The sequence below is a fragment of the Albidovulum sediminis genome (assembly GCF_025380365.1).
In the GTDB taxonomy this organism is placed as follows: domain Bacteria; phylum Pseudomonadota; class Alphaproteobacteria; order Rhodobacterales; family Rhodobacteraceae; genus Albidovulum; species Albidovulum sediminis.
The window spans coordinates 18,846-32,704 of sequence record NZ_JAOCQF010000002.1 but is presented as its reverse complement, the minus strand read 5'-3'; the positions used below and the strand labels follow the sequence as shown (position 1 = coordinate 32,704).

The following is a 13,859-nucleotide window of genomic DNA, read 5'->3' as shown; positions in this document are numbered from 1 at the left end:
ACGCTTCCACGGGGGACCGCCCTCCGCGCTTTCCCCCCAATCACGTCTTTTCACGCCCCTGTGAGACGGGCATATTCAACCGGAACACATTGTGGAGGATCAGGAATGCGCGCGGACGATCTCATCGGCGGCAACGCCGTTTTTCTGGCCATTGCGGCCTTTATCATCCTTTGCATCTTCCTTGGTGTGCGGATCGTGCCGCAGTCCGAAAAGCATGTGGTCGAACGCTTCGGGCGGCTGCGCGCGGTTCTGGGCCCCGGCATCAACTTCATCGTGCCCTTCCTCGACCGGATCGCGCACAAGATCTCCGTCCTCGAACGGCAACTGCCGAACGCGCATCAGGATGCGATCACCTCGGACAACGTGCTGGTCAAGGTGGAAACCTCGGTCTTCTACCGCATCACGGAGCCGGAAAAGACCGTCTACCGCATCCGCGACGTGGACGCGGCCATCGCCACCACGGTGGCAGGGATCGTGCGCAGCGAGATAGGCAAGCTGGAGCTTGACCAAGTGCAGTCGAACCGCGCCGACCTGATCCACAAGGTGCGCGAACAGGTCGCGGTCATGGTCGACGACTGGGGGATCGAGGTGACGCGCGCCGAAATCCTGGACGTCAACCTCGACGAGGCGACGCGCGCCGCGATGCTGCAACAGCTGAACGCCGAACGGGCGCGCCGGGCGCAGGTGACCGAGGCGGAGGGCAAGAAGCGGGCCGTCGAACTCAACGCCGATGCGGAGCTTTACGCGGCCGAACAGGAAAGCAAGGCGCGCCGCATCCTTGCCGATGCCGAGGCCTATGCGACCGGCGTGATCGCCGAGGCGATCAAGCAGAACGGGCTCGAGGCGGCGCAGTATCAGGTGGCGCTGAAGCAGGTCGAGGCCCTGACCGCGGTCGGCCAGGGTGCAGGCAAGCAGACGGTGATCGTGCCGGCGCAGGCGCTGGACGCCTTCGGTGACGCGTTCAAGATGCTGAAAGGACGACTCTGATGGCCTTGTGGCAGGAATGGTGGGTGTGGTTCACCGCCGGCGTCGTGCTGGCAATCATCGAGGTGGCCCTGCCCGGTTTCATCTTTCTCGGCTTCGCATGCGGTGCGGTCGTGGTGGGGATCGGCCTTTGGGCCGGCATGCTGGGCGGGTCGCTGTCGGCGCTGCTCCTGGCCTTCGCCCTTGCGTCGCTGGCCTGCTGGGCAGCGCTCCGCGCCATCTTTGCCCGCAGGCACGGCAAGGTGAAGATCTGGGAAAAGGACATCAACGACAACTGAGCGTTGGCCTTGATAGTTTCGGGGGCGGTGTGTCCGGTGGACAGGCCGCCCCTGTCACGTCTTGTCAGTCGGCAAAGCCGGGCGCAATGCGCCGTTCTCCGACCGCGAGGCCCGCGTAGTTGGTCAGCGGCCCGGTCAGGTAGCGCTTGACGACCGGATGGCCGGGATCGAGCGCGTCAAGCCGGATGAGGAGGGCGACGATCGCCGCCTCGGACGCGCGTTCCGCCCCGTCGAGGATCTTCAGCGCGATCCCCATCCGCTGCTCGGGCAGGATCGCGACAAAGACCGCCTCGGCCCCGGTCTTGACCGCGACCTTGCCACCCATGGCGCGCATCAGGTTGGTGCATGCGCGCCCCTCGCCCGCGACGAGTTCGGGAAACGCCGTCATCGCCGCCACCAGACGCGCCGCCGCCCGCGAACGGGTGTCGGAACGGTCCCCCGCGGCAGCGTAGAACGCCATGGCGCGGGCAAGTCCGTGCACGGTCGTCGCGAAGTTCGGGGCCGAACAGCCGTCGATCCCGTATCCGGGCGAAGCGACGCCCGTCACCTCCTCGAACGCCTGCCGGACCGCGACCTGCACCGGATGGTCGACAAGGTGATAGTCCGGCCCCGCCCTCAGATGGCGGGTCAGCGTCAGGAAACCCGAATGCTTGCCCGAGCAGTTGTTGTGGATGCGGCAGGGGCTTTCGCCCTTGCAGAGCACCTCCTTCATCGCCTCGGCATCGCGCGGCATCTGCGGCCCGCAGCGCAGGTCGTCGTCGCCAAGGCCCAGATCGCCCAGCCAGCGGGTGACAAGGTCGGTATGCACCGCCGCCGCCTGATGGCTGGCACAGGACAGCGCCAGCCGCGACGGCCCCACCCCCAGTGCGTCGGCCGCGCCGCTTTCGACCAGCGGCAGCGCCTGAAGCATCTTGCACGACGACCGCGGGAAGATAACCGCATCCGCGTCACCCCAGGCCTCGACGATCGCGCCGGTGGCGTCGCAGACGACTGCATGGCCGTGGTGCAGGCTCTCCAGCAGTCCGCCGCGCCAGAACTCTACCATCGGAACTGCCTTCATCCCACTTTCCCCTCAGCGAAAAACTGCCAACGGCCCTTTGCGACTTGGACCGGATTGCGCTAAGGCTGTCATATCGGGTTGAAATGGCATCCGCCACGGCAAAGGCGCAGGAACAGTGCGCCGTGCGGTGCGGAACAGAGCCTGCAGGAGGCGAAACGTGAACACGATGGCAAGAACGCTTGGCGGCCTGTGCGTGGCGGCAGCGACGATGATGGCGGGCGCGGCCAGCGCGCAGGACGCGAACAGCCGGGTAGCGGCAAACGGGGACTGGAGCTTCTACGTTTCCGACAGTCCTAAGCAGTGCTGGAGCGTGTCGGCCCCGGTCGAGACGGTGAACACCAAGGATGGCCAGCCGGTTTCGGTGCGCAGGGGTGACATCCTGCTGTTCGTGACCTTCAATCCGGGTGCGGCAAGCGGGGAGATTTCCTTTTCCGGCGGCTATCCCTTTGCCGAAGGATCCTCACCCACGCTCGAGGTCGACGGAAAGACGTTCGAGCTTTTCCTGAACAGCGCGACCGACCCCGAGGTGGCATGGTCGCCCAGCGCCGAGGTGGACGCGCAGATCATCGCGGCGATGAAGGCCGGATCGAAGGCGGTCGTCAAGGCGCGCTCCGGCCGCGGTACGCAGACGCAGGACACCTTCTCCCTGACCGGCTTCACGGCGACGGTGGACGAGGCCGCCAAGCGCTGCGCGAACTGATCCCGGCGGACACGGATCAACAAGGCCCGCTTCCTGCGAAGCGGGCCTTGTTCCGTTTCTTGCCCCCCGCTCAGACAGTGTGCAGGTAGAGGTCGAAGTCCAGTTCCGACACGGTGCGGTTGACGCGCGCGTATTCCGCCGCCTTCACCGCCGTGAAGGTGCGGTGCATGTCCTCGCCCAGCGCATCCTTGAGGAAGGCCGAGCGCTTCGCCGCCTCGATCGCGGTCCGCCAGTCGCGCGGCATCGCGTCGCCATCGTCGTCGGCGTAGCCGTTTCCGGTGGTTTCCGGGCCGGGGTCGATCCGGTTCCGCAGGCCGTGACGGATCGCGGCCAGAACCGTCGTCGCGACCAGATAGGGGTTGGCGTCCACACCCGATGGCCGGTGTTCGATCCGGCGCGCACGCACGTCGCCCGCCGGAATGCGCAGCGCGACCGAGCGGTTGTTGACGCCCCAGTTGGTCGAGACCGGAGCATAGCTCTGGTTCGCGAAGCGGCGCCAGGAATTGGCGTGCGGCGCAAAGACCAGCATGGATTCAGCCATCGTGTCCCGCATGCCGCCCAGCGCGTGCAGGATCGTCTCGGTCCACTTGCCCTCGTCCTTTTCGGCAAAGACATTGCGGCCCGTTTCATCTTGCAGCGAGACGTGGAAATGCATGCCGGACCCGGCATATTCCTCGACCGGCTTGGCCATGAAGCACGCCGTCACCCCGTGCGCCCGCGCCTGCGCGCGGACGATCCGCTTGAGCCGGATCAGGTCGTCGGCCGCCTGCATCACGTCCTCGCGGTAATGCAGGGTCAGCTCATACTGACCCGGCGCATATTCGGAAATCAGCGTTTCCGCCTTGATGCCCGCCTTTTCGGCCGCCGCGTAGACATCCGAAAACAGCGGCAGCATCCCGTGCAGGTGATCGACCGAATAGACCTCGGTCTTGCGGGAATGGCGGCCGTCGAGCACGTCGCGCGCGGGCTGCACCTTGCCGTCCGGGCCGCGGTCGTTGGCCAGCAGGAAGAACTCAAGCTCGAACGCGGCGGCGGGCTTCAGCCCCTCGGCCGCCAGAAGATCGACCTGACGTTGCAGCGCATGGCGCGGGTCCGAGGTCATCGGCTTGCCGTCCAGCTCGTAAAGCGACAGGAACACCTCGCCCCGCGGCGGCGTGGTGTTGTGAAGCGGCTTCAGCGTGCCGGGGATCGGCCAGGCGCGCAGGTCGCCGTCGCCCTGGTCCCAGATCAGCCCGGTTTCGTGCACATCCTCGCCGCAGATGTCGAGCCCCAGGATCGAGATCGGCATGTGGCGCCCGGACTTGTAGACCGACAGAAGTTCGTGCCGGCGGATGATCTTGCCGCGCCCGATCCCGTTGGAATCGTGCAGAACGATGTCGAAGGCCTCGATCTCTGGATGAGCTTCGAGAAAGGCTTCGGCCTCGGCAAGGGTGGCGCCGGAGGGGCAGGTCTGGGTCATTGTATCTCTCAGGCGAAAAGTTCGGTCATGATTTCGTCGAAGGCGCCGACAAGCCGGTCGATCTGGCGTTTCTTCGTTACGGGGCTGACCAGCATCATGTTGTGGAACGGCGCGATCAGGCAGCCGCGGTTCAGAAGCCCGGTGTGCACCGCCGCCTCGACCGCGTGCACATGGGCACCCGCCGCCTCGCTCCCGTTGTTCAGCGGGCCGGGGGCGCAGATGAACTCCACCCGCGCGCCGACGCGGACGACATGCCAGGGCGCCTTGTGCTTTTCGATCACCGCCGACAGGCCCGCGTGCAGCCGCGCGGCGCCCTTTTCCATGTGGGCGTAGTTCTTCGCGGTCATCACCTCGGACAGGTTCGCGACCAGGCAGGCGAACTGCATCGGGTTGGCCGAAAGCGTCGTGCCCATGCCGGAGTGGCCCGGCGCGCGTTTCTTGTCATAGGCGCGAAACGCCTCGGCCACCTTCGGACGCAGGCCCCAGACCGCGGTGGGCATGCCCCCCGCCACGCACTTGCCGACGACGAAGATGTCGGGGTCGAGCCCGTGCACCGCCGTATAGCCGCCAAGACCGGAGGAGATCGTGTGCGTCTCGTCGATGATCAGAAGCGCGCCGTGCTTCGTGGCCAGTTCGCGCAAGCCTTCGTGAAAGCCCGGCGCGGGCAGGACCATGCAGGAATTGGTCATCACGGGCTCGGTCAGGATCGCCGCGACATCGCCGCGCGTCAGCGCCGCCTCGACCCCGGAAAGATCATTGAACTCGCAGGAAACGGCCAGCGTCGACAGGTCCGTGACCTGCCCGACCAGGCCGGGGCGCGACCGGGTCTTGCCATCATGCAGTTCGACCATCGCGTCATCGACGGTGCCGTGGTAGCAGCCGTTGAAGACAAGGACCTTGGGCCTGCCGGTCACCGCCCGGGCGACACGGAGCGAAAAGCGGTTGGCGTCCGTCGCCGTCGTGGCGATCTGCCAGCGGAAATCGCCGAAGCGGTTGGTCAGAAGCCGGCCGGCCTTCAGCGCGGCCTCGGTCGGCAGCATGTAGGTCAGGCCGTTCCGGGCCTGCTTGCGGATCGCCTTTGCGACCGGGGCCGGCGAATGGCCGAACATCGACCCGGTGTCGCCCAGGCAGAAATCGTCGATCCCGTAGCCGTCCAGGTCGGTCAGGCGGGCGCCGCGGGCCTCGGCGACCAGCATCGGGAAGGGCATCGGCCAGTCCCGCATCCAGTGCATCGGCACCCCGTCCAGATAGGTCTCCGCCCCTTTTTCCAAAGCCTTTCGCGTCTTCGGACGCGACTGAGCAAAGCGGCGCTGCTCGCGCTCGGCGAAAGCTTGAAGGCGGTCGCGGTTCACGCCGGCGATCGTGTCGGATTTCGGGGCCATGCGACTCTCCTCACAGGTCGCCCCGCTTGTGGCAAAATTTTGATCAAAAATAAAGGGGCATTCCGGCAGGCCCATGAAAACCGGGAATCCGAGGCGGGCGCCGTTTGATGAAATTCCGGTCCGTCAGACCGACAGGGCCATGAGCGCCGCCCAACCCGCGATTTCCCCCGCCTGCTGCATGGCGCCCAGAACGTCGCCGGTCTGCCCGCCGATCTGCCGGCGGGCGAGGAGGCCGAGGGCAAGCGCGGCAAGGCTGATCGAAAGGGCCATGGCGAGGGCTGCGAATACACCCAGCGGAAGCAGGCAGACAAACCCGAGGACCGCGGCCGGCAGCGCGGGCACCTCTTCCGTCGCGGCGGCACGTCCAAGGCCGTCCGGGCGGGCCGGCGGCATCAGGGCCAGAGCGGCAGGCATGGTTGCCCGACTGGCCGCCGCCATCGCGACCAGCGCCCAGCCCGCACCGGCGGGGGCGAGCGCGGCAATCGCCGTAGCCCGGAAGCCCAGGGACAGCACCAGGGCGACAACTCCGTAGCTGCCGATGCGGCTGTCGCGCATGATCTCCAGCTTGCGGTCGCGGGTGGCCCCCCCGCCGAACCCGTCGGCAAGATCGGCCAGCCCGTCCTCGTGCATCGCCCCAGTGGCCAGCGCCGAGACCGCGAGGGCAAGGATCGCCGCGGCCAGGGGCGGCAGCCCGGCGCCCAACGCGAGCGCAAGGGCCAGCGCCGCGAGGAACCCGACGACAAGGCCGGCGATCGGCCAGGCCCAGGCCGAGGCCGCCATCGACGGAGCGGTGCCTGCGATCCGGCCGACCGGCAGGCGCGTAAGCAGCATCAGCGCCAGGCGCAGCTCCTCGCGCCGCCGGGCGGGGTCGCCGCCGCCGTTCATGCCCCCGAAACCCCGGCCTCGCCGAAGGTGGCCATGCCGTTGTGGCAGGCCAGCGCCGCACGCAGGATGCCCAGCGCCAGTGCGGCGCCGGAGCCTTCGCCGAGGCGCATGTCGAACTCGAGCACGGGGCGCTTGTGGATCGCCGCCAGCAGCTTGCGGTGGCCGGGCTCGGCCGAGACGTGGCCGACCAGGCAGTGATCCAGCAGCCGCTTGTCGGCGGCGTAAAGGACGGCGGCGGCGGCGGTGCAGATGAAGCCGTCGAGGATTACCGGGATGCGCGCCGCGCGGGCGGCCAGAACCGCGCCGCAGATCGCCGCCTGTTCGCGCCCGCCCAGCGCCGCCAGCACCGCCATCGGGTTGCCAAGGATGGCATCGTGCCGCTTCAGCCCGCGTTCGATCGCGTCGACCTTCCGGTTGATCCCGGCCTTGTCCGACCCGGTTCCGGGCCCGACCCATTCCGCGACCGGCCCGCCGAAGCAGGCCGAGGCGAGGGCCGCCGCGACGGTGGAGTTGCCGATCCCCATCTCGCCGAGGATAAGGACATCCGCCCCGTCGTCCACCGCCGAGGCACCCTGCCAGAACGCATCGAGGCAATCGGTCTCCGACATCGCCGGGCCTTCGGTGAAGTCCGCCGTCGGGCGTCCAAGTTCCAGCGCGATCACCGTCAGGTCAGCCCCGTTGACCGCGCAAAGCTGGTTGATCGCCGCCCCCCCACGCTCGAAATTCGCGACCATCTGCGCGGTCACTTCCTGCGGATAGGGGTTCACGCCCTGCGCGCAGATGCCGTGGTTGCCCGCGAAGACGAGCGCCTGCGCGCGCCAGATCTCGGGCCGCGCGGTGCCGCGCCAGGCGGCCATGAACTCGGCCAGTTGTTCCAGCCGGCCCAGCGATCCCGGCGGCTTTGTCAGCGAGTTCTGGCGGGCGCGGGCGGCGTCGGCTGCCGCCCTGTCCTCGACGGGCAGCGTATCCGCCAGGGCAGGAATATCGGCGAGTGCGGCGATCGGGGGAAGGCTCATGTCATTTCACTTTCAGGGGCAGGCCCGCGACAGCCAGGATGACCTCATCCGCCGCCGCCGCGACCCATTGGTTGAGAAGCCCGGCCGCATCGCGAAACTCGCGCGCAAGGGCGTTGTCGGGAACGATGCCGCCGCCGACCTCGTTGGTGACAAGGAGGACGGGGTCGGCCTGCCGGTGCAAGGCGTCGACAAGCGCCCGGCCCTCGGCCTGCCAGTCGTGGCCGCCCAGCATGAGGTTGGTCAGCCAGAGCGTCAGGCAGTCGACAAGCCGCGGGCCCTGCCCGTCGGTGGCGCGCAGCGCCCCGACAAGGTCCAGGGGTTCGGGATGCGTCACCCATTCCGCCCCCCGCCGCGCCTGATGCCGGGCAACCCGGCTGGCCATCTCGTGATCCCGGACTTCGGCCGTGGCGATGTAGACCGCGCGCGGCGCAAGGCTCAGCGCCTTTGTCTCGGCGATGCCGCTTTTGCCCGATCGGGCGCCCCCGGTGATCAGTATCGTCTTGCCCATGGCTCGGTCTCAAAGCAGAAACGGGCCGGGCACGAAAGGGGGAATGCGACGGTGGGCGACCGGCGGGCGACAGAGTTGATCCTGATACGGCATGCACCGGCGCTGGCTGGCGGGCGTCTGTGCGGGCGAACCGACGTGCCCGCGGATCTGGGGAAACCGGCCGACCTCGCGCGACTGGGCCGCATGCTGGGGGTTCCGGATCACCTGAGGGTCAGCCCGGCCTTGCGATGCCGGCAAACGCTGGATGCGCTCTGGCCGGGCCGGAGCGCGAAAGAGGATGCCGCGCTCTGGGAGCAGGATTTCGGGGAATGGGAGGGGCGCGCGCTGACCGACCTTCCCGACCTGGGGCCGTTGAGCGGGTCGGCGCTGGCCGCACACCGCCCGCCGGGCGGCGAAAGCTTCGCCGATCTCTGCGCCCGCGCAGGCCCCGCCATCGAGCTTGCGGCGGCAAGCGTAGGCCGGGTGGCCGTCGTCGCCCACGCGGGCATCGTGCGCGCGGCCCTGGCGCAGGCCCTTGGCGACGTGGCCGCAGCCCTGGCCTTTGAGGTTGCCCCCCTCTCCGTCACGCGGCTGCGGCCGCTTGCGGCAGGCGGCTACAGCGTGATCGCCGTCAACTGGACCCTGGCATGACACGGCGCGAAACCTGCGTCACGGGTCACTTCGGCGAACTGCTGCAGGGGAGGTTCGGGCCTTCGGGTCCGGTGGTGCTGGTCACGCTGCCGTGCCCCGTTCTGGGCGTTTCGGGCCGGTATCGTGCCGGATGCGGCCTGCAGGTCCACGGCCACGGCCAGCGACTTGTCACGCCTTTGCGGGCCCGGCGGCTTCTGGCGGCGCTGGAGTTGCCGCGACACGGGCGGTTTTCCCTGCGCGCCGCCATGCCGCTTGGTGGTGGCTCGGGCGCCTCGACCGCGGCCCTCGTCGCGCTGGCGCGGCTTGCGGGCTGGGCGGGGGACGAGCTGACGCTCGCCCGCGCCTGCATCGCCTGCGAAGGCGCCAGCGACCCGACGATGTTCGATGCGCCCGAGCGGCTTTTGTGGGCGTCCCGAAAGGGCGAGATCGTCGCGGCAACGGCGCCGCTACCCGTCTTCGATGTCGTCGGAGGATTTTTCGGCCCGGTGCGCAGGACCGATCCGCGCGACTCGGATTTCGCCGACATCTCGGACCTTTGGCCGCACTGGCAGTCGGCCGCAGCGGCAGGCGACCGGACAGCGCTTGCGGGCCTCAGCAGCGAGGCCGCCCGCCGAACCCTGGCCCTGCGCGGGCCGGACGCCGACCCTACCGAAGCGATTGCCCGCGAACTTGGCGCCCTTGGCCATGCGATTGCCCATACCGGTGCGGCGCGCGCCCTGCTATTTGCGCCGCGGACGGTACCGGAAGACTGGGCGGGGCGGCTTCGCGCGGCCGGCTTTCGCGGACTGGTCCGCTTTCGCGCGGGGGGATGCCCGGGGGGATGACGATGAGTGCGATGATCGTGGCCATTCTGGTCGATGCGGCGCTGGGCTGGCCTGCGCCGCTCTTCCGCGCGATCGGCCACCCGGTGACCTGGCTTGGCCGCCTGATCGACTGGCTCGACCGGTGGCTCAACCTTGAGGAAACCGGTGCGGGGCGGAGGCGCATCGCCGGACTGTTCGCCGCGCTGGCGGTGATCGGCGTCGCGGTCGAGTGCGCCATCGTCGTGCGCAGCCTTCTGCCCGCAGGCTGGGCCGGCGTCGTTGTCGAGGGGTTGCTGATCTGGCCCTTCCTGGCCACGCGATCACTGCACGACCACGTGGCCGCCGTCGCCCGCCCCCTTGCGGCCGGCGACCTCGCCGGCGCGCGGGCGGCTGTCGCGATGATCGTCGGGCGCGACCCGAACCGGCTGGACGAGGCGGGCGTGGCCCGTGCCGCGCTGGAAAGCCTATCGGAGAACGCCTCCGACGGGGTCGTCGCGCCGTGGTTCTGGGGCCTGGTCTTCGGCCTGCCCGGCATCGTCGGCTACAAGGCCGTGAACACGCTCGATTCGATGATCGGGCACCGCACCCCGCGCCACGAAGCCTTCGGCTGGGCGGCGGCACGCATCGACGATGTGGCCAACCTGATCCCCGCTCGGCTTACGGGGCTTATCCTTGCGGCGGTGTCCGGCCGCTGGCAAGCAGCCGTCGCGGTCATGCTGCGCGACGCGCGCCACCACCGCTCGCCGAACGCGGGCTGGCCCGAGGCGGCGATGGCCGGCGCGCTGGACGTCCGCCTGTCGGGTCCGCGCGTCTACGCCGACCGCATCGCGGAAGAGCCGTGGGTGAATGGCGCTGCCCGCAATCCGCTGCCCTCGGACCTCGCGCGGGGGCTGGCCCTGTTCCACCGGGCGGTTGCTGCAATCCTTGCCGTGACTGTGACCCTCTGGGCCATCGGGGCGCTCCTGGGATGAGGGATCATGGCGGCAACCTCGATCACGCCGTGGCGACCTTCGGCGGCCGGCGCGACGACTGGATCGACCTTTCGACCGGGATCAACCGTGTTCCCTACCCGCTGCCGCCCCTGCCGCGCGGCGCCTGGACCGACCTGCCGACGCGCGACGCGCTGGATCGGCTGGCCGACGCGGCACGGCAGGCCTACGCCGCGCCCGCCGCGATCCTGCCGGTCGCGGGCGCCCAGGCCGCGATCCAGATGATCCCGCGCCTCTCGCCGCCCGGCCTCGCCCGGGTTCTCGCCCCCACCTACAACGAGCACGCCGCCGCCCTTCGCGCCGCCGGCTGGAAGGTCGAGGAGGTGGGCAGCGCCGCGGCCCTTGCCGGCGCCGATCTTGCCGTCATCGTCAACCCGAACAACCCCGACGGCCGCATGGTGGCGCCAGACCATTTGCTGGCGCTCGCCGGGCAGGTGAAGCGGCTGGTGGTGGACGAAAGTTTCGCCGACCCCTATCCCGAGCTGTCGGTCGCCCCGCATGCCGACCGTCAGGGCCTGATCGTGCTGCGCTCCTTCGGCAAGTTCTATGGCCTTGCCGGCCTGCGCCTCGGTTTCATCCTGGGCGACGGGTCCGAGATCGCGGCGCTGGCCGAGATGGCCGGCCCCTGGCCGGTGTCGGGCGCGGCGATCGCCGTGGGCTGCACCGCCCTCCGGGACCGGCCTTGGGCCGCCCGCACCGCCGCGCGGCTTTCCGCCGAGGTCCTTCGCCTTGACGCCCTCGCCGAAGGCGCGGGCTGGCGATGCGAAGGCGGGACCGCTCTCTTCCGCCTTTATGAAACCGGCGATGCCATCCGCGCACAGGCGCTGCTGGCACGGTCCCGGATCTGGTCACGGGCGTTTCCCTATCGGGCCGGCTGGCTCCGGCTCGGGCTGCCAGGCTCGCACGGGGAATGGTCGGCGCTGGAAGATGCCCTTGCGCACGGGGGAGCCTGATGGACTTCACGCCGGCCGATGTCGAAACCCTTTCCCGCATCCTGCGCTGGCGCCGCGACGTGCGCCACTTTCGCACCGACCCGGTCCCCGAAGACGTGCTGGACCGCCTGAGGCAAGCGATGGGCGCCGCGCCTTCGGTCGGCAACGCCCGGCCGTGGCGGGTCTTGCGGGTGGAGGATGCAGGGCTTCGCTCTGCCGTCCGGGCCGAGTTCGCGGAGTGCAACGCCGAAGCGGCCATGTCCTACGACGATGATGCGCGCGCCGACTATGCAAGGCTCAAGCTGGCCGGCCTCGACGCGGCGCCCGTGCAACTCGCCATCTTCACCGAAACCGCGCCCGAGGCCGGGCGCGGGCTGGGGCGCCGGACCATGCCCGAAACGCTGCACCAGTCCACCGCGATGGCGGTGCACACGATCTGGCTGGCCGCGCGGGCCGAAAACCTCGGCCTCGGCATGGTCTCGATCCTTCGACCTTCGGTGATCGAGCGGCTTTTCGACGCCCCTCCAGGGTGGGAATTCAGCGCCTATCTCTGCCTGGGCTGGCCCGCCCGCACGGATGACATCCCGCTCCTGCACCGTGAAGGCTGGCAGGAAAACGCGCCAACCCTCTGGACGACGCGGTAGGCCCGCGCTCAGCGCGCCAGCCCCAGCAGGCCCTCGACGTCGAGATGGACCTCCAGATGGTCGGCAAGCGCATCGAGCGTCCTGTCCACCTCCGCGCCATAGCCTGCCTCGGACCGCGCCCCCAACCCGGCCAGGTACGCCGCGCGAAAGGCGTCGCCCGTGAACATGCCGTGCAGATAGCTCCCGGCGATCCGCCCGTCGGCAGACATCGCGCCCTCGCCCGCGCCTGCGACCCGGGCGAACGGCCGCGACCGGCCCGGGCCGTCGGTACGGCCGATATGGATCTCGTAACCCTCCATCGGGGCGCCGCTCACGGCATGTTCCGCCCTCGTCCGGGTCAGCCGCTTGTCGGGCGTCATGACAGTGTCCACATCCAGAAGCCCGAGGCCCGCGGTCTCGCCCGGCGCCCCCTCGATCCCCTCCGGGTCGGCGATGCTGCGGCCGAGCATCTGGTAGCCGCCGCAGATGCCCAGCACATGCCCCCCTCGGCGGACATGGGCGGCAAGGTCGATGTCCCAGCCCTGCGCGCGCAGGAACGCCAGATCGCCGCGCGTCGACTTGGACCCGGGCAGGATGACCAGAGCGGCATCGCCCGGAACGGGCTGCCCGGCGCCGACCATGGTCAGGCTCACCGCGGGCTCGAGCCGAAGCGGGTCGAGATCATCGAAGTTCGCAATGCGCGACAGCGCAAGACAGGCGATCCGGAGCGGCCCGCCCGCCGAACCGGCCCCGAGGTCCAGCGCATCCTCGGCCGGCAGCTTGGTGGCGTCCGGAAAGTAGGGCACGACCCCGAACCCCCGCCAGCCCGTCCGCGCCTCGATCAGCCGGTACCCGTCTTCGAAAAGCGCCGGATCGCCCCGGAACTTGTTGACAAGAAACCCCGCGACCATCGCCGCGTCGGCCGGCTCCAGCACCGCCTGGGTGCCGACGATCTGCGCGATGATCCCGCCGCGGTCGATATCGCCCGCAAGCACCACCGGCACCTCCGCCGCCCGGGCAAAGCCCATGTTGGCAATGTCGCCCCGGCGCAGGTTCACCTCGGCGGGACTGCCCGCGCCCTCGACGATGATCAGGTCATGGGCCGCCTTCAGGCGGTTGAAGCTTTCCAGCACAGGCGCCATCAGCTGCGGCTTCAGCGCCGCGTAGTCGCGCGCGCGGACCGTCGCCACCCGCCGGCCCTGCACCACCACCTGCGCGCCCGTATCCGTCTCGGGCTTGAGCAGGACCGGATTCATGTCGGTGTGCGGCTCCAGCCCCGCCGCCAGCGCCTGCAGGGCCTGCGCCCGCCCGATTTCGCCTCCGTCCACCGTGACCGCGGCATTGTTCGACATGTTCTGCGGCTTGAAGGGCGCAACCGACATCCCGCGCCGACGCGCGGCCCGCGCCAGCCCCGCGACCAGAAGCGACTTGCCCACGTTGGAGCCGCAGCCCTGGATCATCAACGCCTTCACCGCGCCCGTTCCTTCTTCTTTTTCCAAATATCCCGGGGGTCCGGGGGGGGCGCCCCCCGCCCAGCCCGCCGAACACCACCCCCCCCGGGCCCGTGATGCCCGACCGGAACCGGTGGTTGACCCCCGTCATCAACGTCC

15 protein-coding genes are annotated in these 13,859 nt (G+C 69.6%); 8 read left to right on the top strand and 7 right to left on the bottom strand.

Annotation, left to right across the window (positions count from 1 at the left end):
• The first annotated feature begins 105 nt into the window (after window positions 1-105).
• Window positions 106-987, top strand: coding sequence for an SPFH domain-containing protein (locus tag N5I32_RS11790; RefSeq protein WP_261496077.1), 882 nt, complete (start codon window positions 106-108; stop codon window positions 985-987).
• A complete protein-coding gene (locus N5I32_RS11785) occupies window positions 987-1,262 on the top strand; it encodes an NfeD family protein (protein WP_261496076.1) in 276 nt (91 codons plus the stop codon). The genes N5I32_RS11790 and N5I32_RS11785 overlap by 1 nt, the downstream gene beginning before the upstream one ends.
• Before the next feature lie 64 nt (window positions 1,263-1,326).
• On the opposite strand, the gene N5I32_RS11780 is transcribed toward N5I32_RS11785, so the two are convergent.
• Window positions 1,327-2,322, bottom strand: coding sequence for an asparaginase (locus N5I32_RS11780; RefSeq protein ID WP_261496075.1), 996 nt, complete (start codon window positions 2,320-2,322; stop codon window positions 1,327-1,329).
• A gap of 166 nt (window positions 2,323-2,488) precedes the next feature.
• Between N5I32_RS11780 and N5I32_RS11775 the strand changes: the two genes are divergently transcribed.
• Window positions 2,489-3,022: an invasion associated locus B family protein gene (locus N5I32_RS11775; RefSeq protein WP_261496670.1), complete on the top strand. Its 534-nt coding sequence runs from the start codon at window positions 2,489-2,491 to the stop codon at window positions 3,020-3,022.
• A 70-nt stretch (window positions 3,023-3,092) separates the two neighbouring features.
• On the opposite strand, the gene N5I32_RS11770 is transcribed toward N5I32_RS11775, so the two are convergent.
• From N5I32_RS11770 to cobU, 5 genes are all read right to left on the bottom strand, one after another.
• Window positions 3,093-4,481, bottom strand: a complete 1,389-nt coding sequence (locus N5I32_RS11770; RefSeq protein WP_261496074.1) for a glutamine synthetase family protein — start codon at window positions 4,479-4,481, stop codon at window positions 3,093-3,095.
• A gap of 8 nt (window positions 4,482-4,489) precedes the next feature.
• Window positions 4,490-5,863, bottom strand: coding sequence for an aspartate aminotransferase family protein (locus N5I32_RS11765; RefSeq protein ID WP_261496073.1), 1,374 nt, complete (start codon window positions 5,861-5,863; stop codon window positions 4,490-4,492).
• Between the two features lie 123 nt (window positions 5,864-5,986).
• Entirely contained in the window at window positions 5,987-6,748 is a 762-nt protein-coding gene (cobS, locus tag N5I32_RS11760) for an adenosylcobinamide-GDP ribazoletransferase (protein ID WP_261496072.1), read from the bottom strand.
• Window positions 6,745-7,764 (bottom strand): nicotinate-nucleotide--dimethylbenzimidazole phosphoribosyltransferase, encoded by a 1,020-nt coding sequence (gene cobT, locus N5I32_RS11755; RefSeq protein ID WP_261496071.1) that lies wholly within the window; start codon window positions 7,762-7,764, stop codon window positions 6,745-6,747. Before cobT ends, cobS begins: the two co-directional genes overlap by 4 nt.
• A 1-nt stretch (window position 7,765) precedes the next feature.
• Complete coding sequence (cobU, locus tag N5I32_RS11750; protein WP_261496070.1) at window positions 7,766-8,272, bottom strand: bifunctional adenosylcobinamide kinase/adenosylcobinamide-phosphate guanylyltransferase; 507 nt, start codon at window positions 8,270-8,272, stop codon at window positions 7,766-7,768.
• Between the two features lie 51 nt (window positions 8,273-8,323).
• Here cobU and N5I32_RS11745 point away from each other — a divergent pair, with 51 nt between their 5' ends.
• Genes N5I32_RS11745 through bluB form a run of 5 tightly spaced genes read left to right on the top strand, consistent with a single transcriptional unit; the run spans window position 8,324 to window position 12,270 of the window.
• Window positions 8,324-8,902, top strand: a complete 579-nt coding sequence (locus N5I32_RS11745; protein ID WP_261496069.1) for a histidine phosphatase family protein — start codon at window positions 8,324-8,326, stop codon at window positions 8,900-8,902.
• Entirely contained in the window at window positions 8,899-9,726 is an 828-nt protein-coding gene (locus N5I32_RS11740; RefSeq protein ID WP_261496068.1) for a propanediol utilization protein, read from the top strand. The genes N5I32_RS11745 and N5I32_RS11740 overlap by 4 nt, the downstream gene beginning before the upstream one ends.
• Window positions 9,723-10,676 carry an adenosylcobinamide-phosphate synthase CbiB gene (cbiB, locus tag N5I32_RS11735; protein ID WP_261496067.1) on the top strand — a complete coding sequence of 318 codons (954 nt, stop codon included), beginning with the start codon at window positions 9,723-9,725 and terminating at the stop codon, window positions 10,674-10,676. The genes N5I32_RS11740 and cbiB overlap by 4 nt, the downstream gene beginning before the upstream one ends.
• Window positions 10,673-11,647 (top strand): threonine-phosphate decarboxylase CobD, encoded by a 975-nt coding sequence (gene cobD, locus N5I32_RS11730; RefSeq protein ID WP_261496066.1) that lies wholly within the window; start codon window positions 10,673-10,675, stop codon window positions 11,645-11,647. The genes cbiB and cobD overlap by 4 nt, the downstream gene beginning before the upstream one ends.
• A complete protein-coding gene (gene bluB / locus N5I32_RS11725) occupies window positions 11,647-12,270 on the top strand; it encodes a 5,6-dimethylbenzimidazole synthase (RefSeq protein WP_261496065.1) in 624 nt (207 codons plus the stop codon). Before cobD ends, bluB begins: the two co-directional genes overlap by 1 nt.
• Before the next feature lie 8 nt (window positions 12,271-12,278).
• Here the strand turns inward: bluB and N5I32_RS11720 are convergent, their stop codons facing one another.
• Window positions 12,279-13,721, bottom strand: a complete 1,443-nt coding sequence (locus tag N5I32_RS11720; RefSeq protein ID WP_261496064.1) for a cobyric acid synthase — start codon at window positions 13,719-13,721, stop codon at window positions 12,279-12,281.
• Window positions 13,722-13,859: the final 138 nt, after the last annotated feature.